The following is a 20,321-nucleotide window of genomic DNA, read 5'->3' as shown; positions in this document are numbered from 1 at the left end:
ACGGTCACGGCGTCTGGCAGCCGGGGCACCAGAAGAGGTTGCGGGCGGCGAGGCCGGCGGTGCGGATCTCGCCGCCGCACAGGTGACAGGGCTGGTTCGCCCTGCGGTAGACGTAGACCTCGCCGCCGTGGTCGTCGACGCGGGGCGGGCGGCCCATCGCCTCCGGGGTGTGCTCGGGGCGGACGGTGTCGATGCGGTTGGTGCGCACGCCCTCGCGCATGAGGGCGACGAGGTCGGCCCAGATCGCGTCCCACTGGGCCGGGGTGATGTCCCGGCCGGCGCGGTAGGGGTCGATGTTGTGCCGGAAGAGGACCTCGGCCCGGTAGACGTTGCCGACGCCGGCGATGACCTTCTGGTCCATGAGCAGGGCGGCGATGGACGTACGGCTGCGGGAGATCCGCCGGTACGCCTCGCGCGGGTCGGCGTCGGGGCGCAGCGGGTCGGGCCCGAGGCGGTCGTGTATCGCCTGCTTCTCGGTGCCGGTGATCAGGGCGCAGGTCGTGGGTCCGCGCAGGTCGACGTAGGCGGCGGGGTTCGCGAGGCGCAGCCGCACGGTGTCGGTGGGCGGGGGCGCCGGGGCGGCGCCGAAGGTGACCTTGCCGAAGAGGCCGAGGTGGATGTGGACCCAGTCGGTGTCGCGGAAGCCCAGGAAGAGGTGCTTGCCGTGGGCGTCCGTACGGCTGAGCTCGGCGCCGTCCAGGAGGGCCGCGGCGTCGGAGAACTTGCCGTGCGGGCTGGTGACCCGGGGTGACGTGCCGCGGAAGGCGGCGGCGTAGTCCTGGGCCAGCCGGTGGATGGTGTGCCCCTCAGGCACGGTGGCTCCTTCGTCGTCTCCCGGGGGCCCCGGTCCGGCCGGTCCGGGGCCCCCGGGGCGGTGCTCCCCCGGCCACCGGTCGGCGTTACCGCTCCTGCTGCGGGTGGTGGGCCGGGATCGGGGGGAGCTCGCCCGTCGCCTCGTAGGCGCTGAGCATGTCGATCCGGCGGGTGTGACGCTCGTCACCCGAGTACGGGGTGCCGAGGAAGGTCTCGACGAACTTCGTCGCCTCCTCGGTGGTGTGCATGCGCGCTCCGACGGCCACGACGTTGGCGTTGTTGTGCTGGCGGCCGAGCGCCGCCGTCTCCTCGCTCCAGGCGAGCGCCGCGCGGACGCCCTTCACCTTGTTCGCGGCGATCTGCTCACCGTTGCCGGAGCCGCCGATCACGATGCCGAGGGCCTCGGGGTCCGCGACCGTCCTCTCCGCCGCGCGGAGGCAGAAGGGCGGGTAGTCGTCCTGGGCGTCGTAGATGTGGGGCCCGCAGTCCACCGGGTCGTGACCGGCCGCCTTCAGCCAGTCGACGAGGTGGTTCTTGAGTTCGAAGCCCGCATGGTCGGAGCCGAGATACACGCGCATGCAACGAGTGTGACACGGCCGCCGTGGGGCAGCAGCGTCGGGTGGCCGTCGCTTGGGAATGTGACCTGCACTATAGAAGCTCAAGGAAACCTCAAGTAACAATCACGAATCAAAGGTTCCCGAATCGGTTCTCCTCGGATTCACTGGTCCGGCTCGTACGCCGACGTCATCCGCTCCGTACGAGGACTACTCCCCACGGCGCAAAGGAAACTCCGCTCCATGACTTCGCAGCCGACAAAGAAGACGGCCGCACCGGCTGTCGGCGGCCACGGCCTGCAGGCCGGGCTCAAGGACCGCCACCTCTCCATGATCGCCATCGGTGGTGTCATCGGTGCCGGACTCTTCGTCGGGTCCAGCTCCGGTATCGCCACGGCAGGACCCGGCATCCTCCTCTCGTACGCGCTCGTCGGCACGCTCGTGGTGCTGGTGATGCGCATGCTCGGTGAGATGTCCGCGGCCAACCCGACCTCGGGTTCCTTCTCCGCCCACGCCGACCGGGCGCTCGGGCCCTGGGCGGGCTTCTCCATCGGCTGGCTGTACTGGTTCTTCTGGGTGGTCGTGCTGGCGGTCGAGGCGACCGCCGGCGCGGTGATCCTGGAGGGCTGGATCCCGGCCGTCCCGCAGTGGGCCTGGGCCCTCATCGTGATGATCGTGCTGACCGCGACGAACCTGGTGTCCGTCGGGTCGTACGGCGAGTTCGAGTTCTGGTTCGCCGGCATCAAGGTCGTCGCGATCGCCGGCTTCATCGTGGTCGGCCTGCTGGCGATCTTCGGTGTGCTGCCGGGCGTCGACAGCGACCAGGCCGGGTTCGGCAACCTCACCGGGCACGGCGGCTTCCTGCCCCACGGTCCGGGAGCGATCCTCACCGGCGTGCTGCTGGTCGTCTTCTCCTTCATGGGCAGCGAGATCGCCACGCTGGCCGCCGGTGAGTCGGAGCACCCGCAGCAGGCCGTCACCAAGGCCACCAACAGCATCATCTGGCGGGTCGCCGTCTTCTACCTGGGCTCGATCCTCGTCGTGGTGTCGCTGCTCCCCTGGGACAGCAAGGCCATCACCGACAAGGGCTCCTACGTCGCCGCGCTCGACTCGCTCGGGATCGCGCACGCCGGTCAGATCATGAACTTCATCGTGCTGACCTCGGTGCTGTCCTGCCTGAACTCCGGCCTGTACACCGCGTCCCGGATGGCCTTCTCGCTCGGCCGGCGCGGCGACGCCCCCCAGGCCTTCGGCCGGACGACCGGCAACGGCGTGCCCCGCACGGCGATCCTCGCGTCGGTGGCGTTCGGGTTCGTGGCCGTGTTCTTCAACTACAAGTTCCCGGACTCGGTCTTCCTCTTCCTCGTCAACTCCTCCGGCGCGGTCGCCCTGTTCGTCTGGCTGGTGATCTGCTTCTCGCAGCTGCGCATGCGGCGGATCATCCAGCGCGAGGCGCCGGAGAAGCTCGTCGTGAAGATGTGGCTGTACCCGTATCTGACCTGGGCGACGGCCGCGCTGATCGTCTTCGTCCTCGGCTACATGCTCACCGACACCGAGCACGACGGCCGGCAGACCGTGCTGCTGTCGCTGCTCGTGGCCGCGCTGGTGCTGGCGGTGGCCTTCGTGAAGCAGAAGGTCGCCCCCCGGCGCGCGACCGCGCCCGAGGCGGCCGGCACGGACGCCGAGGACCTGCGGTCGGACGAGGTCACGACGGCCTGAGGCCACGACGCCGAGTGCCCCGGGGAGGGGCGGTGGACGCGCCGACGCGCGCCCGCCGCCCCTCCCTTCTTGCTGGGCGCGGCCCGGTCACAGCACCGTGAAGCTGTCCCTGACCCGGCCGTAGGTCCTGAGGGCCCCTTCCTCGGCCTCCGGGCGGTACCAGGTGTTGATCTGGTACGACTTGCCGTCCACGGTGAAGCCCAGCAGCCGGGCGCGCCAGGGCTCGCCCTGGAGCGTGAAGGAGTACTCCCAGACGACCGCCGGGTGGTCCCGGAACGTGGTGCGCGCGAGGCGGATCTTGCGGTAGTCGGCGCCCTGGCGGGCGTCCTGCTCGGACTTCTCCCAGGAGTCCATCAGGTCGCCGCGCGCGAGGGACGACTTGGCGGCGAGTTCCTGGGTGCCGTCCGGCGCGGTGTAGTGCACCTCGGCGCCGGTCTTGACGTCGCGCTTCCAGCCCTCGGGGGTCGCCCAGGCGAACCCGCCCGCCTCCCGGTGGGCGCCGGGCGGCAGGCTCTGCGGCCGCGACGTCCCCTCCACGGTCGGCGAGGAGGACGTGCTCGCGGACACCGACGGCCCGGCCCTGCCGCCGCCGGAGGAACCACCACCGTTCAGCAGGACACCGGCGACGACGGCACCGGCGACGACGGCGGTCAGGGCGACCCCTACGGCGATACGGCGGAGCCGGGGCCGGGGCCGCGACGACACGATCGGACCGCTGCCGGGCCTCCGCTCGGTGAGTGCCTCGGGGCGGGCGGGAAAGGCGCCGGGGGGCGGGGGTGCGGGCTCCTGGGTGCCGGCGGTGGCGGTCCCGCGGGACGGGGCATCCGGGAACGGGGTCGGCGTGGGGCCGCCGGGCAGGGGTTCGTGCGGCGGGGGCGGCGTGGAGCCGTCCGGCAGGGGCGCGGGCGACGGGCCGGCGGTGGCGGTCCCGCCGGACGGGGCGTCCGGGAACGGGGTCGGCGTGGAGCCGCCGGGCAGAGGTTCGTGCGGCGGGGACGGCGTGGAGCCGTCCGGCAGGGGCGCGGGCGACGGGCCGGGGGCGGCGGGCCCGCCGGACGGGGCGTCCGGGAACGGGGTCGGCGAAGGGCTGTGGAGGGCCGAGGAGCGGGCCGTCGGGTGGGGGGAGGCCGACGGTGCGGAGGGCTCGGGCACCGGGGTGGGCGGCGCGGGCGCGACCGCCGTTCCGGCTGCCTCGGGCGGGTGTGGAGCGGAGGCCGGGCCCGGGTGGCCCTGCTCGGCGGCGGATGCCCGCCGCGGCGGTACGGCGTCGTGCACGTCTCCGGGCACGCGGGGGTCGGGGGCTCGGGGGGTGTCCGGTGCGGACGCCGCCGGTGTGGCCTCGGAGACGGGGGCTCGCCTCGCGGGGTCGGTCGGAGGCGCGCCCACTGCGGCATCGGGTGCCGCCGCGACGGACCCGGTGACCGGCCCACCCGGTATCGGCCCCGGCACACCCGGCACGGCCTTCCCGGCGGACATGTCCCGCGTGGAGCCGGGGGCAGGTGCGCTCGGTGCGGGGCCCGGTGCACGCGGCTCGCGCCCGGCGCCGGGACCGTCCGGCGACCGGCCGGCGGCGGCCCGCCCCGGTGCGGTCTCGGCGGCGGTCACGCCCGGTGGGGGCCCGCCCGGTGCGGGGCCGGCCGCCGGATCGTCCGGCATGGACGACTGGGCGGGCGTACCCGGCTTCGTCTCGGCCGGGCTCGTCGCATCTGCCGCGGGAACGGGAGCTTCCGGTGCCTCGGAGGGTGGGGCGCCCGGCGCCGTGTGCGCAGCGCCCATCGGGTCCCGTCCGGGGCCCGGCCGCTCGCCTGCCGAGGGCTCGGCGCCCGCGGGGCCGGGGCCCACGGCCGTCTCCGGTGCGGAGGGCCCCCCGACCCCGTCACCGCCCCCCGGTGACCGGTCCGGCACGGACTCGGGGGGTACCGGGATCGTCGGAGTGGGGGGCGGGAACGCCACCCGTTCCAGAAAGGTCTCCAGGGCGTCGAGGTTCGGGCGGGACGACGGTTCCTTCTGGAGGAGGGCGGTGAGGACCGGGCGCAAGGGGCCCGCGCCGGCGGGGAGTTCGGGCTCCTCGTACAGCACGGCGTGCAGGGTCGCGAGGGTCGTGTCACGGGAGAAGGGCGAGCGGCCCGCGAGGGCCGCGCACAGGGTCGCGCCCAGGGACCAGACGTCCGACGGGGGCCCCTGCGGGCGTCCGGCGATCCGCTCGGGCGCCATGTAGTCGGGTGAGCCGACGAGCATGCCGACCATGGTGAGGGCCTTGGCGTCCTGGATGGCCGCGATACCGAAGTCGGTCAGGACCACCCGCCCGCGCCCGCGCACGGCCTCCGACTCCACCAGGACGTTGCCCGGCTTGATGTCCCGGTGCAGCACGCCGCGCGCGTGGACCTGGCCCAGGGCCGCCACCAGGCCGAGGCCGATCCGGGCCGTCTCGGCGGGGCCCAGCGGGCCGTCCTCGGCCATGATGCGTTCCAGGGAGCGGCCGGCCACCAACTCCATGACGATCCACAGGTGTTCGCCCTCGTCGACGACGTCGTAGACCCGGACGACGTGGGGGTGGTCGATCCGGGCCGTCGCCCGTGCCTCGCGCAGGGTGCGTTCACGGCGCGTGCGGGTGTCCTCGGGGTCGAGGCCGTCTATCCGCATTTCCTTGACGGCGACCAGCCGGTCGAGCATTTCGTCGACCGCTCGCCACACACGCCCCATTCCCCCCTGGCCGATGCTCTCGACCAATCGGTAGCGTCCCGTCACGAGTAAACCCGGAACCCCACCGCTTCGCGTATTCCCCGGCAATCCGCTGCACCCCCTCGATGCCACATCGGACATCTGCCATTGAAACACAATGGTCACACTTCAGGCCGTACCAGCATAGTGCGGAGAAATCTTGTGGTAGCTCTTCAAGTACTGCGAATTCAGGCGCAGGCAAGGGGGACGAACATGAGTTCTCGTCGCACGACGGCCATTGCGGGATCGCTGGTCGCGACATCTTTCTCGGCAGTGATGATCTTCTCTTCCGCTGCCAGTGCGGATGACCAGGGACCCGGCAGCAGCAAGGGGGGAAAGGTCATCGACGAGGCACCGGCGGGAGTGAAGCTCATCACCGAACTGCCCGAGAAAATCTCGGTGGACAACAGTTCGCAGAAAACCGGGATCACTGCCACCGTCAAGAACGAAGGGACCAAGGACAGCGGAAAGATCCAGCTTTTGGTCGTCGGGTTCGACGGCCTGACGGTCAAGAATGTCGAGGGCTGCTCGGCCATCGACCGGACGAACCTACCCGAGGGCTCGAACAGCGGTTTCGCCTGCCCTCTCGACAATCTCCCCGCCGGTGAGTCGAAGTCGTACGCCGTGGACGCGACGTTCGACGTACGCAAGGAGGGCAAGATCTGCCTGCCCGTCCAGACGGGGGACGGCAAGAAGACGTACTGGCAGCAGGGCCCGGTGCCGTTCGGTACGACCAACCCGTCGCCGGACGCCCCGGCCACACCGCTGCTGCTGGGCACGGACAACAAGCCGGTGGCGCCGGGCCCCGACGAGCTGCCCAAGACCGGTCCCGGCCGGGACGTCCTGCCGCTGGGCGCGGCCGGGGCGGCCCTGCTCGCGGCCGGGGCGGCGGGACTGTGGTGGTCGCAGCTGCGGAGGCCCCGGCGGTCCCCGCGGAGCTGATCACCCGGAGGAGGAGGGACAAAGAGCGGAGGCTCGCCGGTCGGCGTGCGACCGGCGAGCCTCTCGCTCATGTGCCGTGGTGTCAGCGGTTGAGGAACTTCCAGGCCGTGGGCAGCGCGCCCATCGCCAGGGCGGCCTTCACCGCGTCGCCGATCAGGAACGGCACGAGGCCGGCGGCGATCGCGGCGGACGCCGACATGCCGGTGGCGAGGGCGAGGTAGGGGACGCCGACGGCGTAGATGATCGCCTCGCCCAGCAGCATCGCGCCGACGGTGCGCAGCGCGGTGCGGTCGGCGCCGCGGCGGGCCAGGGCGCCGACGACGGTCGCGGCGAGGACCATGCCGAGGACGTAGCCGAAGGAGGGGGCGGCGGCGCCGGAGGTGCCCTGCGCGAACCACGGCACGCCCGCCATGCCGGCCAGCACGTACAGCGCGAGCGACAGGAAGCCACGGCCGGCGCCGAGCGCGGTGCCGACGAGCAGCACGGCGAGGGTCTGGCCGGTCACCGGCACCGGGGAGCCCGGCACGGGCACGGAGATCTGGGCGGCCAGGCCGGTGAGGGCGGCGCCGCCGGCGACGAGCGCGATGTCGCGGACGCGGGAGGCGGGGAGCAGGTCGGCGAGGACCTGCCCGGTGCGTGCGGGGGCTGCGGCGGCGGTGCTCATGGGGACTCCGCGAGGTGAGGGCGGTACGGGACGCTGTGACGCTATCCCAGGGGGTTGCGGTCCCTCACCGTCAGTGGTCGACAAAGGCGGGATCACGGGCTTGGTGGGCTCCGGACAAAGGAGGTGCGGTACACCCCGTGCGGGGTGATGCCGGTCACTGAGGCAGGGACGTACGGCTCACAGGGGCGGTCTCCGGGGCGACTGTAGGGTTCCGCCAATCATGTTGCCCGCGTATGAAGAACCGTCTCGCCCGTCGGTCGCCGTCTGGGCAGCACGGGCCCGCTTTGCTAGCTTCGAACGCATGGTCGCTCAGTCCCGGAACTTCACGTCGCGTCGCCACGTCGACCTGCGACGCGTGGGCGCGGCCGCCTGTCGCCGTCCGGGGTGAGCCGGCCCGGGTGACCCGGCCCGGCTCGCCGTTCAGCACGGCGCAGTGTCGGACCGGATCCCGAGGAAGCTCCCCATGCCCCGTACCGCGGCACCCACTCTTTCGTCCCCGATCCCCCGTGTCGCCGACCGTGACCGGCGCCGGACCAGTGCCAGCGTCGTCCTGCGGTCGGTGCTGGAACACGGGCCCGTGGCGCGCAGCACCATCGCCCGGCTGACCGGGCTGTCCCCCGCGTCGGTGACCGGCCACTGCGCCCACCTCACCGGGCTGGGGCTGATCCGCGAGGCGGCGGCGCCCCGGGCGTCCGGCGGGGTCGGGCGCCCGCACGTACCGGTCGACCTGGACGACTCGCGGCTCGTGGTCGGCGGGGTGCATGTGGCGGTGCCGTACACCACGGTGGCGCTGCTCGATCTGCGCGGCCGGGTCGTGGCGGTGCGGGAGGTGCCGCACTCCGGCGCGGTCGATCCGTACGACGTCCTGGACGGGGCCGCCGACGCGCTGGCCGGGCTGCTCGACGCACGTCCCGGTGTCCGGCCGCTCGGTGTCGGCTTCGCCGCCGGGGGCTGGGTGGACCGGGCCTCGGGGGTGGTCGTCGAGCATCCGCTGCTGGGCTGGCGCGAGGTGCCGGTGCGTGACGTGCTCGGCGCCCGCACCGGGCTGCCGGTCCATGTGGACGGGCACGCGCGGGCGTTGGTGAACGCGGAGCGGCTGTTCGGGCGGGCGCGCGGCAGCCGCAGTGTGCTGCACCTGTTCGTCGGCAACGTGGTCGACGCGGCGTTCGCGACGAACGACGAGGTGCACCACGGTCCCCGCTCGCAGGCCGGCACGATCGCGCACCTGCCGGTGCCGGGCGGCACGGAGCGGTGCGCCTGCGGCCGGACGGGGTGCCTCCAGGCCGAGTTGAGCGAGCGGACGCTGTGCCGCCGGGCGCGGGCGGCCGGGGTCATCGGCGGCACGAACCCCCGGCACGTGGTGCGTGCCGCGCGCGACGGGGACACGGCGGCCGTGCGGCTGCTGACCGAGCGGGCGCGGATGACGGGCCGGGCCGTGGGGCTGCTGCTCGACGTGCTCAACCCGGAGACCGTGGTGGTCACGGAGATCGGTGTCCTCAGCCGGGGGGACTGTCTCGGCGCGCTGCGCGCCGCGGTGGGCGACGCGCGCGCGGAGTCGGTCGTACCGTCGAGTTTCCCGGATTCCGTGCTGGCGGTGGCGGGTGGTTCGGTGGCTCTGGACGTGCTCTACCGGGACCCCTTGGGCGCGTCCGCGGGCGCACTGCCTGACGCTATTTAATTCAGAAACTCCGAATATTGACAGGGGTCACTCGCGACCGGGAACATGCTGGTCATGAGCCTGTTCGTGAGCTGTCGCACCCACTGTTGCTGACACGTCGCCGCGTGTGAAGCGCTCATCACCTCCTGCGTGAATTCTCTTTTCCCGGCCCTTTCACGGCCCCCTTCCTGAATTCCGCATGCCTATTTCCGTTTCCCACTCTTCATGGAGTCCTCCCATGCCTTCCTCCCCCGTGTCGGGTGTCGACCGACGGCTCTTCCTCACCTCGGTGCTCGGCACCGTGGCCGGTGTCGCGGGCCTCAGCGGCTGCGCCGGCGGCGCGGCCGCCGACAGCGAGGGCGCCTCGACCGCCCCGCTCGCCGACAAGGTGCCCGCGGGCACCTCGTTGAAGATCGCCTCGTATCAGAACGTCCAGCAACTGCAGTTCAAGCTGGCGAAGTTGGGTGATCCACCGTTCGAGGTGGGCAGTTGGCTGAACATCGGCGCGGGTCCCGACGTCATCAACGCCTTCCGCTCCGGGTCCCTGGACGTGGCCAACAACGCGGGCATCCCGCCGATCCAGGCGCACTACCAGGGCTTCGACGCGAAGATCGTGGCGATCAACATCACCCGCAAGCCGAACTACCTCTTCGCCACCAAGCCCGGCAGCGACATCCGCACGGTCGCGGACTTCAAGGGCAGGCGCCTGGCGTTCTCGCAGGGCCAGGCGCAGGGCGTCGTCCTGCTGCGGGCCCTGAACAAGGCCGGCCTGAAGTACGACGACGTGGAGCTGGTCCCGCTGACCAGCAACCAGTTCCTCACCGCCCTGCAGTCCGGCCAGGTCGACGTCGCCCCGCTCGCCAACAGCCAGGCCCCCGCCTATCTGAAGCAGTACGAGGGCAAGGGCGCCCGCACCGTCGTCACCGACGTCGTCGACCTGCTGAACCTGCTGTGGGCGCCGGTCTCCGTGCTGAACGACAAGGCGAAGGCCGCCGCGGTCGCCGCCTACATCCCGTACTGGGCCAAGGGCCAGGTGTGGGCGTACGAGCACCCGGACGTCTGGAACCGGGAGTTCTACGTCAAGACGCAGAACCTGTCCCTCGCGCAGGCCGAGGCGATCACGGAACTCGCCAACAAGCCGCTGTTCCCGCCGTCCTGGCGCGAGGCCATCACGTGGGAGCAGGAGACCGCCGATCTGCTCGCGAGGGGCGGCTTCGTGAAGAAGTTCGACGTCGGCGAGCTCTTCGACCACCGCTTCGAGGGCATCGCGGCCAAGTCCGTGCCCGCCGAATACCGGAGGTGACCGTCATGACCACCACGACCACCACGACCGTGACAGAGGCACCGCCTCTGGCCAGACCGGACCGCCGCGTCCGCCGGCGCCGCCCCCTGGCCCCCGGCCGGCGTCTGCCCGCCGCCCGGCTCGCCGGTCCCCTGCTGCTCGTCGCGCTGTGGGCCGCCGCCTCCGCCGCCGGTGCGCTCGACCCCGGCGCGATCCCGGCGCCGTGGACCGTCGTGGAGACCGGCGCCCACCTGTGGACGGGCGGGTCCCTGCCGGACGACATCCTGACGTCCTTGCAGCGGGCCGGGACCGGGTTCGTCCTCGGGCTCACCGCCGGTGTCGTCCTCGCCCTGGCGTCCGGGCTCACCCGGACCGGGGAGGCGCTGATCGACGGGACGGTCAACCTCAACCGGGCCATCCCGACGCTGGGTCTCATCCCGCTGTTCATCCTGTGGCTGGGCATCGGCGAGACCTTCAAGATCGCGATCATCGCCATCGTCGTCTACATCCCGATCTATCTGAACACCCATGCCGCGCTGTCCGGCATCGACAGCCGCTTCGTGGAACTCGCCGAGGTGCAGGGCCTGAACCGGTTCCGCTTCATCCGGCAGATCGTCGTCCCGGGCGCGCTGCCCGGCTTCTTCGTCGGGCTGCGGCTCGGCGTGACCGGGTCCTGGCTGGGCCTGGTGGTACTGGAGCAGATCAACGCCACCAGCGGCCTCGGCTACATGATGTTCCAGGCGCAGAACTACGGCCAGACGGACGTCATCCTCGTCGGCCTCGTCGTCTACGGCGTCTTCGGCCTGGTCTCCGACAGCGCGGTCCGCCTCATCGAACGGAGGGTGCTGTCGTGGCGCCGCACACTGAGCAGCTGACCCGTCCCGCCGTGCAACTGCGCGGTCTGACCCGGTCCTTCGACGGACGGACCGTCCTCGACGGCATCGACCTCGACCTGCCCGCCGGCCAGTTCACGGCCCTGCTCGGGCACAGCGGCTCCGGCAAGAGCACGCTGCTGCGGGCCGTCGCGGGCCTGGACCACCACGTGACAGGCAGCGGGCAGCTGACCGCCCCGGAGCGGGTGTCCGTGGTCTTCCAGGACGCCCGGCTGCTGCCCTGGCGCCGGGTCCTGGACAACGTCCTCCTCGGCCTCGACGGCAAGGACGCGGCGGAGCGGGGCCGCGAGGCCCTCGCCGAGGTCGGGCTGAAGGGCCGGGAGCGGGCCTGGCCGAACGAGCTGTCCGGTGGCGAGGCGCAGCGGGCCGCGCTGGCGCGCTCCCTGGTGCGCGAGCCGGAACTGCTGCTGGCCGACGAGCCGTTCGGGGCGCTGGACGCCCTGACCCGGATCAGGATGCACAACCTGCTGCGGGAGCTGTGGCAACGCCACCGCCCGTCCGTCCTGCTCGTCACCCACGACGTCGACGAGGCGATCGTGCTCGCCGACCGGGTGCTCGTCCTGGAGCACGGCCGGATCGGGCTCGACGTGACGATCGACCGCGACACGCCCCGGTCGGCGTACCGCGAACGGCTGCTCGCGGCGCTCGGCGTGACCGAGGACCTGAGGTGACCACCGGCCCGCGCGACCGCACTCCCCCGCGACCCCGACCTAGGACTCCCATGACCCGACAGCTCCACCTCAACGCCTTCCTCATGAACACCGGCCATCACGAGGCCTCCTGGCGGCTTCCGGAGAGCGATCCGTACGCGCACGTCGACCTCGCCCACCATGTACGGCTGGCGCGGACCGCCGAGCGCGGCACCTTCGACTCGCTCTTCCTCGCCGACGGCCCCCAGCTGTGGAGCAACCTCGCGCAGCGGCCCGCCGGCGCCCTGGAGCCGCTGACGCTGCTCACCGCGCTGGCCACGGCCACCGAGCACATCGGGCTGATCGCCACCGCCTCCACGTCCTACAACTCGCCCTACAACCTGGCCCGCAAGTTCGCCTCGCTGGACATCGTCAGCGGCGGCCGGGCCGGCTGGAACATCGTCACCACCGCCGGTGCCGAGGCCGCCCGGAACTTCGGCCTGGACGCGGAGCCCGCGCACGCCGAGCGGTACGCCCGGGCCGCCGAGTTCCTGGACGTCGCCCGGAAGCTGTGGGACAGCTGGGAGGACGACGCGATCGTCGCCGACAAGGCGGCCGGCGTGTGGGGCGACGACAGCAAGATCCATCCGCCGCGGCACCGGGGGACGTACTTCCGGGTCGAGGGGGCGCTCAACGTCCCGCGCAGCCCGCAGGGGTACCCGCTGCTCGTACAGGCCGGGTCGAGCGAGGACGGCAAGCGCTTCGCCGCGCGCCACGCGGAGGCCGTGTTCACGGCGCAGCAGACCATCGAGGACGCGCGGGCCTTCTACGCCGACCTCAAGGCCCGTACCGCCGAGGCGGGCCGGGACCCCGACCACATCAAGGTGCTGCCGGGCATCGTCCCGGTGATCGGATCCACCGAGGCCGAGGCCCGGGCGGCCGAGCGGGTGCTGGAGGACCACATCGTGCACACGCACGGCGTGGCCCGGCTGGAGAGTCTGCTGCAGCTGGAGCCGGGCACCCTCGAGCTGGACGGCCCATTGCCCGCCGACCTGCCGTCCGAGGACGCCGTCGAGGGCGCCAAGAGCCGGTACACGCTCGTCGTGCAGCTGGCCCGGCGCGAGCGCCTCACGGTCCGGCAGCTGATCGGACGGCTCGGCGGCGGGCGCGGCCACCTCACCTTCGCCGGTACGCCCGAGCAGGTCGCCGACGCCATCGAGACGTGGTTCACGCAAGGAGCCGCCGACGGCTTCAACATCATGCCGCCGGTGCTCCCGTCCGGTCTGGACGCCTTCGTGGACCAGGTGGTGCCGATCCTGCGCGAGCGCGGCCTGCTGCGCACCGCGTACGGCCCGCGCCGCACGCTGCGCGAGCGCTACGGGCTGCCGCGCCCCGCCAACCAGTACACCGTCCGCGAGAACGCCCTCGTCTGAACCAGACGCCTACCGGAAGGACCATCCGTGTCAGACATCGAGATCCAGAAGATCACCGCGCACATCGGGGCCCGTGTGTCCGGCGTCGACATCTCCCGGCCGCTCGCCGAGGAGACCGTCACCGCGCTGCGTGAGGCCCTCAACGTCCACAAGGCGCTCGTCCTGGACGACGTGGACCTGGACGACGCCGGCCACCAGGACTTCGTCCGGCACTTCGGCGACGTCACCACCGCCCACCCGACGGTCTCCTCGATCGCCGGCGCCCCGAACGTGCTGCCCGTGGACAGCGAGCGGGGCCGTGCCGCCAACCACTGGCACACCGACGTCACGTTCGTCCTCAACCCGCCGCAGGCCACGACCCTGCGCAGCATCACCCTCCCGCCGTACGGCGGCGAGACGCTGATCGCGAACGCGGCGGCCGCCTACCGCCAGCTGCCCGAACCGCTGCGCACACTGGCGGACACCCTGTGGGCGGAGCACACCAACGACTACGACTACGCGGTGCCGGACGAGGAGATCGACGAGCAGCAGGCGGCGCAGCGCGCCCAATTCACCTCGATCACGTACCGCACGGCCCACCCGGTGGTGCGCGTCCATCCGCTGACCGGTGAACGCGGCCTGTTCATCGGCGGGTTCGCGCAGCGGATCGTGGGGCTGTCGCCGGGCGAGTCCCGCAAGATCCTCGACCTGCTCCAGGCGTACGTCACCCGGCCGGAGAACATCCTGCGCCACCGCTGGTCGGAGAACCAGCTGGTCGTCTTCGACAACCGCATCACGCAGCACTACGCGGTCGACAACTACGACGGCCGGCCGCGCCGTCTGCACCGGGTGACCGTCGCCGGTGACGTGCCGGTCGGCATCGAGGGGAAGGCGAGCTACTCGATCGAGGGGGACGCCTCGCACTACACGCCGGTCGCGGCGTGACGCGGGAGTCACACAGGGTGCGGCCGGTGTCCGCATAGTGGGCAGCCTCTCCTCCTGAGCGGAGAGGCTGCCCATGCTGTGGGGGTTTTTTACCCTCTCACGCATTGGACGAGCCGCTCCCATGCAGCACAGCACCACCGAGTCGACGCCTCCCGAGGCGGCCGATGTCTCCCTGTCCCACGGCCTCAAGCAGCGCCATCTGTCGATGATCGCCCTCGGCGGTGTCATCGGCGCCGGCCTGTTCGTGGGGTCCGGGGCCGGGATCGCCGCCGCCGGACCGTCGATCGTCGTCGCCTATGTCGTCTCCGGCCTCCTCGTGATGCTGGTGATGCGGATGCTCGGCGAGATGTCGGCCGCGTATCCCTCCTCCGGTTCCTTCTCCGCGCACGCCGAGCGGGCGATCGGCCCCTGGGCGGGGTTCACCGCCGGCTGGTCCTTCTGGGTCCTGCTGTGCACGGCCGTCGGGCTGGAGGGCATCGGCGCGGCGAAGATCGTCACGGGCTGGCTGCCCGGCACCCCGGAGTGGGCCTGGGTGGCCCTGTTCATGGTGGTGTTCTGCGGCGCGAACCTGGCCGCGGTGAAGAACTTCGGGGAGTTCGAGTTCTGGTTCGCCGCGCTGAAGGTCGGCGCGATCGCGCTGTTCCTGGTGCTGGGCGGGCTGGCCATCGCCGGCCTGCTGCCCGGCGCCGACGCGCCCGGGACCGCGCACCTCACCGGTGAGGGCGGCTTCCTGCCGAACGGCACCGACGGGCTGATCATCGGCCTGCTGGCGTCGGTGTTCGCCTACGGCGGCATGGAGACGGTCACCATCGCGGCGGCCGAGTCGGAGGACCCGGTCAGCGGGGTGGCGCGCGCGGTGCGCACGGCCATGTGGCGGATCGCCCTGTTCTACATCGGCTCGATGGCCGTCGTGGTCACCCTGGTCCCCTGGAACTCGGCGGCGGTCGTCGAGGACGGCCCCTACGTGGCCACCCTCGACCGGCTCGGCATCCCCGGCGCCGGGCAGCTGATGAACGTGGTGATCCTGGTCGCCCTGCTGAGCGCCATGAACGCCAACATCTACGGCTCGTCGCGCATCGCCTACTCCCTCGTCCGGCGGGGCCAGGGCCCGGCGGCGCTGGGCCGGGTGTCGGGCGGGGTGCCGAGGGTCGCGGTCCTCGCGTCGTCCGTCTTCGGCTTCGTGTGCGTCGTCCTGTCGTACTGGCGTCCTGACGACGTCTTCCCGTGGCTGCTGAACATGATCGGCGCGGTCATCCTGGTCGTCTGGATCTTCATCGCGGTCTCCCAGCTGCGGCTGCGCCGCCGTCTGGAGCGCGAGACGCCTCAGAAGCTGGTCGTGCGGATGTGGGCGTTCCCGGCGCTGACGTGGGTGGCGCTGGCCGGTATGGCCGCGATCTTCGTGCTGATGGCCCGCGAGCCCGACACCCGGGTGCAGCTGTACTCCACGGGCGCGATGACCCTGTTCCTGGCGGCGGCCGGGTACGCCTGGCAGCGCTCGCGCGCCAGGACCTGACCGGTCCGGCACCCCGCGAAGCCCCCGTGTGATCCACACGGGGGCTTTTTGCTGTTAGCTTGTTGTTGCAAGCCACTTGCAACAAGCGCTCTGAGGGGACCTCCATGCCCGTCTACACACTCCCGGACCTGCCCTACGACTACGCCGCGCTCGCGCCCGTGATCAGCCCCGAGATCATCGAGCTGCATCACGACAAGCACCACGCGGCCTATGTGAAGGGCGCCAACGACACGCTGGAGCAGCTGGCCGAGGCGCGGGACAAGGAGGCGTGGGGGCAGATCAACGGGCTGGAGAAGAGCCTGGCCTTCCATCTGTCGGGGCACATCCTGCACAGCATCTACTGGCGGAACATGTCCGGCGACGGAGGCGGCGAGCCGCTGGAGAAGGACGGTGTGGGCGAGCTCGCCGACGCCATCGCCGAGTCCTTCGGCTCCTTCCCCCGCTTCAAGGCGCAGCTGTCCAAGGCCGCCGCGACCACCCAGGGCTCGGGCTGGGGGGTGCTCGCGTACGAGCCGCTGAGCGGCCGGCTGATCGTCGAGCAGGTCTACGACCACCAGGGCAACGTGGGCCAGGGCGCCACCCCGATCCTGGTCTTCGACGCCTGGGAGCACGCCTTCTACCTGCAGTACCGCAACCAGAAGGTGGACTTCATCGAGGCGATGTGGCAGGTCGTCGACTGGAGGGACGTCGCCGCGCGGTACGCGGCCGCCCGCTCCCGCGCCGATGTGCTGCTGCTCGCCCCCTGACCCCGTGAGTCGTCCTGCCTCGTGATCGTCTTCTCACCGCTCACGCACGGCAGGCGGAAGGACGGAGGCCCCCGCGCGGACGTGACGCACGGGGGCCTCCGGTGTCCGGGGCGCCAAGGTCGTCTCCGTCACGGGGCCGACGGGCCGCGCGGCTCGGGCTCGCAGGGCACGTTCAGGGAGAGCAGCGCGGCCGATCCGTCGGGGGCCAGGCGCAGTTCGCTGAGGGCGGTGTTGCGCAGCCGCGGGAACACCCTGCGGTACTCCCGGGCCGGGATGGACAGCAGGGTGCACAGCACCAGCCGCAGCAGGGTGTTGTGGGCGACCACTAGCACACGCCCGCCCGGGTGCCGGGCGGCGACCCGGCGCAGGGCGGCGACCCCGCGCGCCGCGGCGGCGGCCGGGTCCTCGGCGCCGGGGAACGGGTGCGCCACCGGATCGGCGCGGTACGCCGCCGCGGCGGCCGGGTCCTCGCTGGCGAACTCGGCGAGCGTACGGCCCTCCAGGACGCCGAAGTCGCATTCGCGCAGCCCGGGTTCGCGGCGCGGGGTCAGGCCGAGGGCACGGCAGGCGGGCTCGGCGGTGACGACGGCCCGGGACAGCGGCGAGGTCCAGATCGCGTCGACCGGGTGGGCGGCGGCCCAGCGGCCGAGCGCCTCGGCCTGGGCCCGTCCGGTGCCGGTGAGGGGCACGTCGCTGACCCCGGCGTAGCGGTTCTCGGCGTGCCAGACGGTCTGCCCGTGCCGGGCCAGCAGCAGCGTCGTGCTCGTGCGCGTGGTCATGAGTCGGCAGTATCCCCGTCAAGGCGGGCGTGCGCGTGCGCCGCGACCGGCGGGGGCAGCCAGCCGCGGGCGGTCAGCTCGTCGACCAGGCGGGCGTAGGGCCCGGCGAAGAGGGCGGTGCGCCCGGGCCGGGGTTCGACGGCCGGGCCGAGGCGGACCATGGCCTCCGCGGCGTCCGTGAGCCCCGGCGCGGCGCCCGTGCCGTACGCCGCCAGCGCGGCCATCCCCAGGGCCGGTTCGGTCTGCCGGGGCACCCGGGCCGGCCGGCCCAGCACGTCGGCGCGCAGCTGGTTCCAGTACGGGCTGCGGGCCGCGCCGCCGGTGAAGGTGAGCGGGCCGTCGACCGGGGCGCCGAGGTGGTGCAGGTAGTCCAGGCACAGGCGTTCGGCGAAGGCGACGCCCTGGAGGAGTCCGGCCCACAGGTCGGCGTCCGACTCCGGTTCGCCGAGGACGAGCGAGGTGGCGCCGGGCGCCAGGAACGGGAACCGCTCGCCGGGCGAGACCAGCGGATAGGTGACCGCGCCGGACGGCTCGTGGGCGGCGGCCCGCTCGTCCATGGCGGCGGGGTCGGCGCCGGGGAACGCGGCCGTGAGGACGCCCGCGCCCACGCTGGAGGCGCCGCCGGGCAGCCAGCTGCCGTCGGGGGCGCGGTGGTTGTAGACCACGCCGGCCGGGTCGCGGACCGGGGTGAGGGACGCGCCCTTGAGGACGAGGGTGGTGCCGAGCACCGAGTTCCAGGCGCCGGGGCGCAGCGCGGCGGAGGCGATCTGGGCCGCGCAGCCGTCGGTCATGCCGGCGACGACGGGGGTGCCGGCGGGGATGCCGGTGGCGTCGGCGGCGGACGCGGAGACCTCGCCGAGCCGGGTGCCTGGCGGCACGACGTCCGGGACCGCCTCGCCGGGCAGGCCGAGCCGGGCCAGCGCGTCCGGCCAGGCGCCGCGCTCCGGGTCGTAACCGGTCTTCAGGGCGTGACTGGAGTCGGCCGGGGGCAGGACGCCGGTGAGCAGCAGGACCATCAGGTCCGGCTGGTGGGTGATCCGGCCCGGCCCGTGGGTCTCGGTCAGCCACAGGGCCTTCGGCAGCGCCCAGGTGTCCTGCATGGCGAGCCCCGCCCCGCGCACCCGCGCCGCCTGCTGTGTCGCGCGGGCGTCGTCGTACATGAGCGCGGGGCTCGTCGGGTGGCCGGCGCCGTCGGTGAGCAGGACGGTCCCGGACGTGCCGCAGAGCGCGAGCCCCCCGATCCGGGTCCCCGCCCGCCCGCGCAGCGCGGCCCGGGTGGCCGCGCACAGGCCGTCCCACCAGCCGGCCGGGTCCTGTTCGTGCCGTACGCCGTCGCGCCGTCCGGTCAGCGGCGCCGACCCGCCGCCGAGGACCGTGCCGTCCCCGGTGACGAGCAGGGCGCGCACGCTCTGGGTGCCCAGGTCGATCCCGAGCCAGGCCACGTCGTCCCGGTCCGCCATCCGGTCCCCCGCACAGTTGGAAACGTTAACTTCTCACTCTGCACCGATATTTTCCCGTGCGCGAGGGATTGACGCCCAACTTCCTTGGTTCCACCCTCTGTTAACGACTCGACTCGCCGTGTTGGCCCCTCTCGCACCCGGATGGCCCGAGCCCCACGTGGAGGTCACGGATGGACACGCACGCGCACGACCGCCGGCGCTTCCTGGCGCTGGGCGCCGCCCTGGCCGCCTCGCCCCTGCTGACCGCCTGCGGGACCGGGTTCGGCGGCGGGGACGACAAGAGCGACGGCTCGGCGGCGGACGACGTCACCGGCTCCTTCGACTGGCGGCGGGAGAAGGGCACGACCGTCAAGGCCCTGCTGAACAAGCACCCGTACACGGACGCACTGATAGCCGATCTGAAGTCGTTCACCGAGAAGACCGGCATCGAGGTCGAGTACGACGTCTTCCCCGAGGACAACTACTTCGACAAGCTCACCGTCGACCTGTCCAGCGGACGCGCCTCCTACGACGTCTTCATGCTGGGCGCGTACATGGTGTGGCAGTACGGGCCGCCCGGCTGGCTGGAGGACCTGGGGCCCTGGATGCGCAACTCCTCGGCCACCGGCGCCGAATGGGACCAGGCCGACTTCTTCCCCAACCTCCTCCAGGCGGACCAGTGGTCCCTGAAGGCGGGGGCCCCGCTCGGGCAGGGCGGGCAGTACGCGCTGCCGTGGGGCTGGGAGACCAACGTCGTCGCCTACAACACGGAGGTGTTCAGGAAGCTGGGCCTCAGGCCCGCCGAGACCTTCGACGAGCTGCGCGACATCGCCGGGACCATCAAGCGGAAGGCGCCGGGCGCCGGGTTCGACGGCATGTACGGGATCGCCGTGCGCGGCTCGCGGAGCTGGGCGACGATCCACCCCGGCTTCATGACCATGTACGCCCGCAACGGGCTGAAGGACTTCACGGTCGAGGGCGGGAAGCTCACACCGGCGATGAACAGCCCCGAGGCCGTCGCGTTCACCCGGGACTGGGCCGCCATGGTCAAGCAGGGCGGGCCGCCGTCGTGGACGTCGTACACCTGGTACCAGTGCTCCAGCGACCTGGGCGCGAGGAAGGCCGGGATGCTGTTCGACGCGGACACCGCCGCCTACTTCCAGGCGGTCGAGGGCGCCAGCCCGGCCTCCGGGAAGATCGCCTTCCACCCCGGCCCCAAGGGGCCCGACGGGTCGCTGGCCACCAACATGTGGATCTGGTCGCTCGGCATGAACGCAAGGAGCCGGAAGAAGAGCGCCGCCTGGCTGTTCCTGCAGTGGGCGACCGGCAGGGAGCACCTGCGCAGGAGCGCGATCCGGCACAACCACATCGACCCGGTACGGAAGTCGGTCGCCGAGGACCCCGCCTACAAGGACAAGATGAAGCACCTGCCCGGCTTCATCGAGACCTTCGAGACCGTCGTCGACCGGACGAGGATCCAGTTCACCCCGCAGGAGCAGTTCTTCGACGCCACCACCAGCTGGGCCGCCGCCCTCCAGGAGATCTACGGCGGCCAGGGCGCGAAGCAGGTGCTCGACGACCTGGCGGGCGACCTCGCCGGCAAGGTGGACTAG

Annotated in this window: 17 protein-coding genes; 11 read left to right on the top strand and 6 right to left on the bottom strand. The window is 72.4% G+C overall.

Annotated elements, in window-relative coordinates:
• Positions 1 to 4 precede the first annotated feature (4 nt).
• Together ABZ899_RS01660 and ABZ899_RS01655 are read right to left on the bottom strand one after the other, a co-directional pair.
• Entirely contained in the window at positions 5 to 814 is an 810-nt protein-coding gene (locus ABZ899_RS01660) for a DNA-formamidopyrimidine glycosylase family protein (protein ID WP_361339213.1), read from the bottom strand.
• An 85-nt stretch (positions 815 to 899) separates the two neighbouring features.
• Positions 900 to 1,391, bottom strand: coding sequence for a ribose-5-phosphate isomerase (locus tag ABZ899_RS01655; RefSeq protein WP_361339210.1), 492 nt, complete (start codon positions 1,389 to 1,391; stop codon positions 900 to 902).
• Positions 1,392 to 1,610: 219 nt separating this feature from the next.
• On the opposite strand from ABZ899_RS01655, the gene ABZ899_RS01650 reads away from it, so the two are divergent.
• Complete coding sequence (locus ABZ899_RS01650) at positions 1,611 to 3,086, top strand: amino acid permease (RefSeq protein WP_361339208.1); 1,476 nt, start codon at positions 1,611 to 1,613, stop codon at positions 3,084 to 3,086.
• Positions 3,087 to 3,173: 87 nt separating this feature from the next.
• Here ABZ899_RS01650 and ABZ899_RS01645 read toward each other — a convergent pair whose 3' ends face one another.
• A complete protein-coding gene (locus ABZ899_RS01645; RefSeq protein WP_361339205.1) occupies positions 3,174 to 5,780 on the bottom strand; it encodes a protein kinase in 2,607 nt (868 codons plus the stop codon).
• A gap of 240 nt (positions 5,781 to 6,020) precedes the next feature.
• Between ABZ899_RS01645 and ABZ899_RS01640 the strand changes: the two genes are divergently transcribed.
• Positions 6,021 to 6,749 (top strand): LPXTG cell wall anchor domain-containing protein, encoded by a 729-nt coding sequence (locus ABZ899_RS01640; protein WP_361339203.1) that lies wholly within the window; start codon positions 6,021 to 6,023, stop codon positions 6,747 to 6,749.
• An 82-nt stretch (positions 6,750 to 6,831) separates the two neighbouring features.
• On the opposite strand, the gene ABZ899_RS01635 is transcribed toward ABZ899_RS01640, so the two are convergent.
• Positions 6,832 to 7,413 carry a biotin transporter BioY gene (locus ABZ899_RS01635; RefSeq protein ID WP_361339201.1) on the bottom strand — a complete coding sequence of 194 codons (582 nt, stop codon included), beginning with the start codon at positions 7,411 to 7,413 and terminating at the stop codon, positions 6,832 to 6,834.
• Positions 7,414 to 7,876: 463 nt separating this feature from the next.
• On the opposite strand from ABZ899_RS01635, the gene ABZ899_RS01630 reads away from it, so the two are divergent.
• The 8 genes from ABZ899_RS01630 to ABZ899_RS01595 all read left to right on the top strand — a co-directional run bounded on the left by ABZ899_RS01630 (position 7,877) and on the right by ABZ899_RS01595 (position 16,490).
• Entirely contained in the window at positions 7,877 to 9,091 is a 1,215-nt protein-coding gene (locus ABZ899_RS01630; protein ID WP_361339198.1) for an ROK family protein, read from the top strand.
• Between the two features lie 217 nt (positions 9,092 to 9,308).
• Positions 9,309 to 10,373 carry an ABC transporter substrate-binding protein gene (locus tag ABZ899_RS01625; protein ID WP_361339195.1) on the top strand — a complete coding sequence of 355 codons (1,065 nt, stop codon included), beginning with the start codon at positions 9,309 to 9,311 and terminating at the stop codon, positions 10,371 to 10,373.
• A 5-nt stretch (positions 10,374 to 10,378) separates the two neighbouring features.
• Positions 10,379 to 11,227 (top strand): ABC transporter permease, encoded by an 849-nt coding sequence (locus tag ABZ899_RS01620; RefSeq protein WP_361339192.1) that lies wholly within the window; start codon positions 10,379 to 10,381, stop codon positions 11,225 to 11,227.
• On the top strand, positions 11,203 to 11,916 hold the full coding sequence (locus tag ABZ899_RS01615; protein ID WP_361339189.1) for an ABC transporter ATP-binding protein: 714 nt from the start codon (positions 11,203 to 11,205) through the stop codon (positions 11,914 to 11,916). Before ABZ899_RS01620 ends, ABZ899_RS01615 begins: the two co-directional genes overlap by 25 nt.
• Before the next feature lie 50 nt (positions 11,917 to 11,966).
• A complete protein-coding gene (locus ABZ899_RS01610; protein WP_361339186.1) occupies positions 11,967 to 13,307 on the top strand; it encodes an LLM class flavin-dependent oxidoreductase in 1,341 nt (446 codons plus the stop codon).
• Positions 13,308 to 13,334: 27 nt separating this feature from the next.
• A complete protein-coding gene (locus ABZ899_RS01605; protein WP_361339183.1) occupies positions 13,335 to 14,231 on the top strand; it encodes a TauD/TfdA family dioxygenase in 897 nt (298 codons plus the stop codon).
• A 121-nt stretch (positions 14,232 to 14,352) separates the two neighbouring features.
• Positions 14,353 to 15,744 carry an amino acid permease gene (locus ABZ899_RS01600; protein WP_361339181.1) on the top strand — a complete coding sequence of 464 codons (1,392 nt, stop codon included), beginning with the start codon at positions 14,353 to 14,355 and terminating at the stop codon, positions 15,742 to 15,744.
• Between the two features lie 104 nt (positions 15,745 to 15,848).
• Positions 15,849 to 16,490 carry a superoxide dismutase gene (locus ABZ899_RS01595; protein WP_361339178.1) on the top strand — a complete coding sequence of 214 codons (642 nt, stop codon included), beginning with the start codon at positions 15,849 to 15,851 and terminating at the stop codon, positions 16,488 to 16,490.
• A gap of 128 nt (positions 16,491 to 16,618) precedes the next feature.
• On the opposite strand, the gene ABZ899_RS01590 is transcribed toward ABZ899_RS01595, so the two are convergent.
• Both ABZ899_RS01590 and ABZ899_RS01585 read right to left on the bottom strand, forming a co-directional pair.
• Positions 16,619 to 17,269 (bottom strand): histidine phosphatase family protein, encoded by a 651-nt coding sequence (locus ABZ899_RS01590; RefSeq protein WP_361339175.1) that lies wholly within the window; start codon positions 17,267 to 17,269, stop codon positions 16,619 to 16,621.
• Positions 17,266 to 18,729: an FGGY-family carbohydrate kinase gene (locus tag ABZ899_RS01585; RefSeq protein ID WP_361339172.1), complete on the bottom strand. Its 1,464-nt coding sequence runs from the start codon at positions 18,727 to 18,729 to the stop codon at positions 17,266 to 17,268. The genes ABZ899_RS01590 and ABZ899_RS01585 overlap by 4 nt, the downstream gene beginning before the upstream one ends.
• Positions 18,730 to 18,899: 170 nt before the next feature.
• Between ABZ899_RS01585 and ABZ899_RS01580 the strand changes: the two genes are divergently transcribed.
• Complete coding sequence (locus ABZ899_RS01580) at positions 18,900 to 20,321, top strand: sugar ABC transporter substrate-binding protein (RefSeq protein ID WP_361339169.1); 1,422 nt, start codon at positions 18,900 to 18,902, stop codon at positions 20,319 to 20,321.

Source organism: Streptomyces sp. NPDC046859, from assembly GCF_040645135.1.
Taxonomy (GTDB): Bacteria; Actinomycetota; Actinomycetes; order Streptomycetales; family Streptomycetaceae; genus Streptomyces.
The sequence above is the reverse complement of the archived record's forward strand: the minus strand, read 5'-3'. Positions and strand labels throughout refer to the sequence as shown.

Coding starts and splice junctions, on each gene's coding strand:
- ABZ899_RS01620 (WP_361339192.1), top strand. CDS start 10,379: ATGACCACCACGACCACCACGACCGTGACAGAGGCACCGCCTCTGGCC.
- ABZ899_RS01610 (WP_361339186.1), top strand. CDS start 11,967: ATGACCCGACAGCTCCACCTCAACGCCTTCCTCATGAACACCGGCCAT.
- ABZ899_RS01655 (WP_361339210.1), bottom strand. CDS start 1,391: ATGCGCGTGTATCTCGGCTCCGACCATGCGGGCTTCGAACTCAAGAAC.
- ABZ899_RS01630 (WP_361339198.1), top strand. CDS start 7,877: ATGCCCCGTACCGCGGCACCCACTCTTTCGTCCCCGATCCCCCGTGTC.
- ABZ899_RS01590 (WP_361339175.1), bottom strand. CDS start 17,269: ATGACCACGCGCACGAGCACGACGCTGCTGCTGGCCCGGCACGGGCAG.
- ABZ899_RS01595 (WP_361339178.1), top strand. CDS start 15,849: ATGCCCGTCTACACACTCCCGGACCTGCCCTACGACTACGCCGCGCTC.
- ABZ899_RS01625 (WP_361339195.1), top strand. CDS start 9,309: ATGCCTTCCTCCCCCGTGTCGGGTGTCGACCGACGGCTCTTCCTCACC.
- ABZ899_RS01640 (WP_361339203.1), top strand. CDS start 6,021: ATGAGTTCTCGTCGCACGACGGCCATTGCGGGATCGCTGGTCGCGACA.
- ABZ899_RS01585 (WP_361339172.1), bottom strand. CDS start 18,729: ATGGCGGACCGGGACGACGTGGCCTGGCTCGGGATCGACCTGGGCACC.
- ABZ899_RS01650 (WP_361339208.1), top strand. CDS start 1,611: ATGACTTCGCAGCCGACAAAGAAGACGGCCGCACCGGCTGTCGGCGGC.
- ABZ899_RS01580 (WP_361339169.1), top strand. CDS start 18,900: ATGGACACGCACGCGCACGACCGCCGGCGCTTCCTGGCGCTGGGCGCC.
- ABZ899_RS01635 (WP_361339201.1), bottom strand. CDS start 7,413: ATGAGCACCGCCGCCGCAGCCCCCGCACGCACCGGGCAGGTCCTCGCC.
- ABZ899_RS01600 (WP_361339181.1), top strand. CDS start 14,353: ATGCAGCACAGCACCACCGAGTCGACGCCTCCCGAGGCGGCCGATGTC.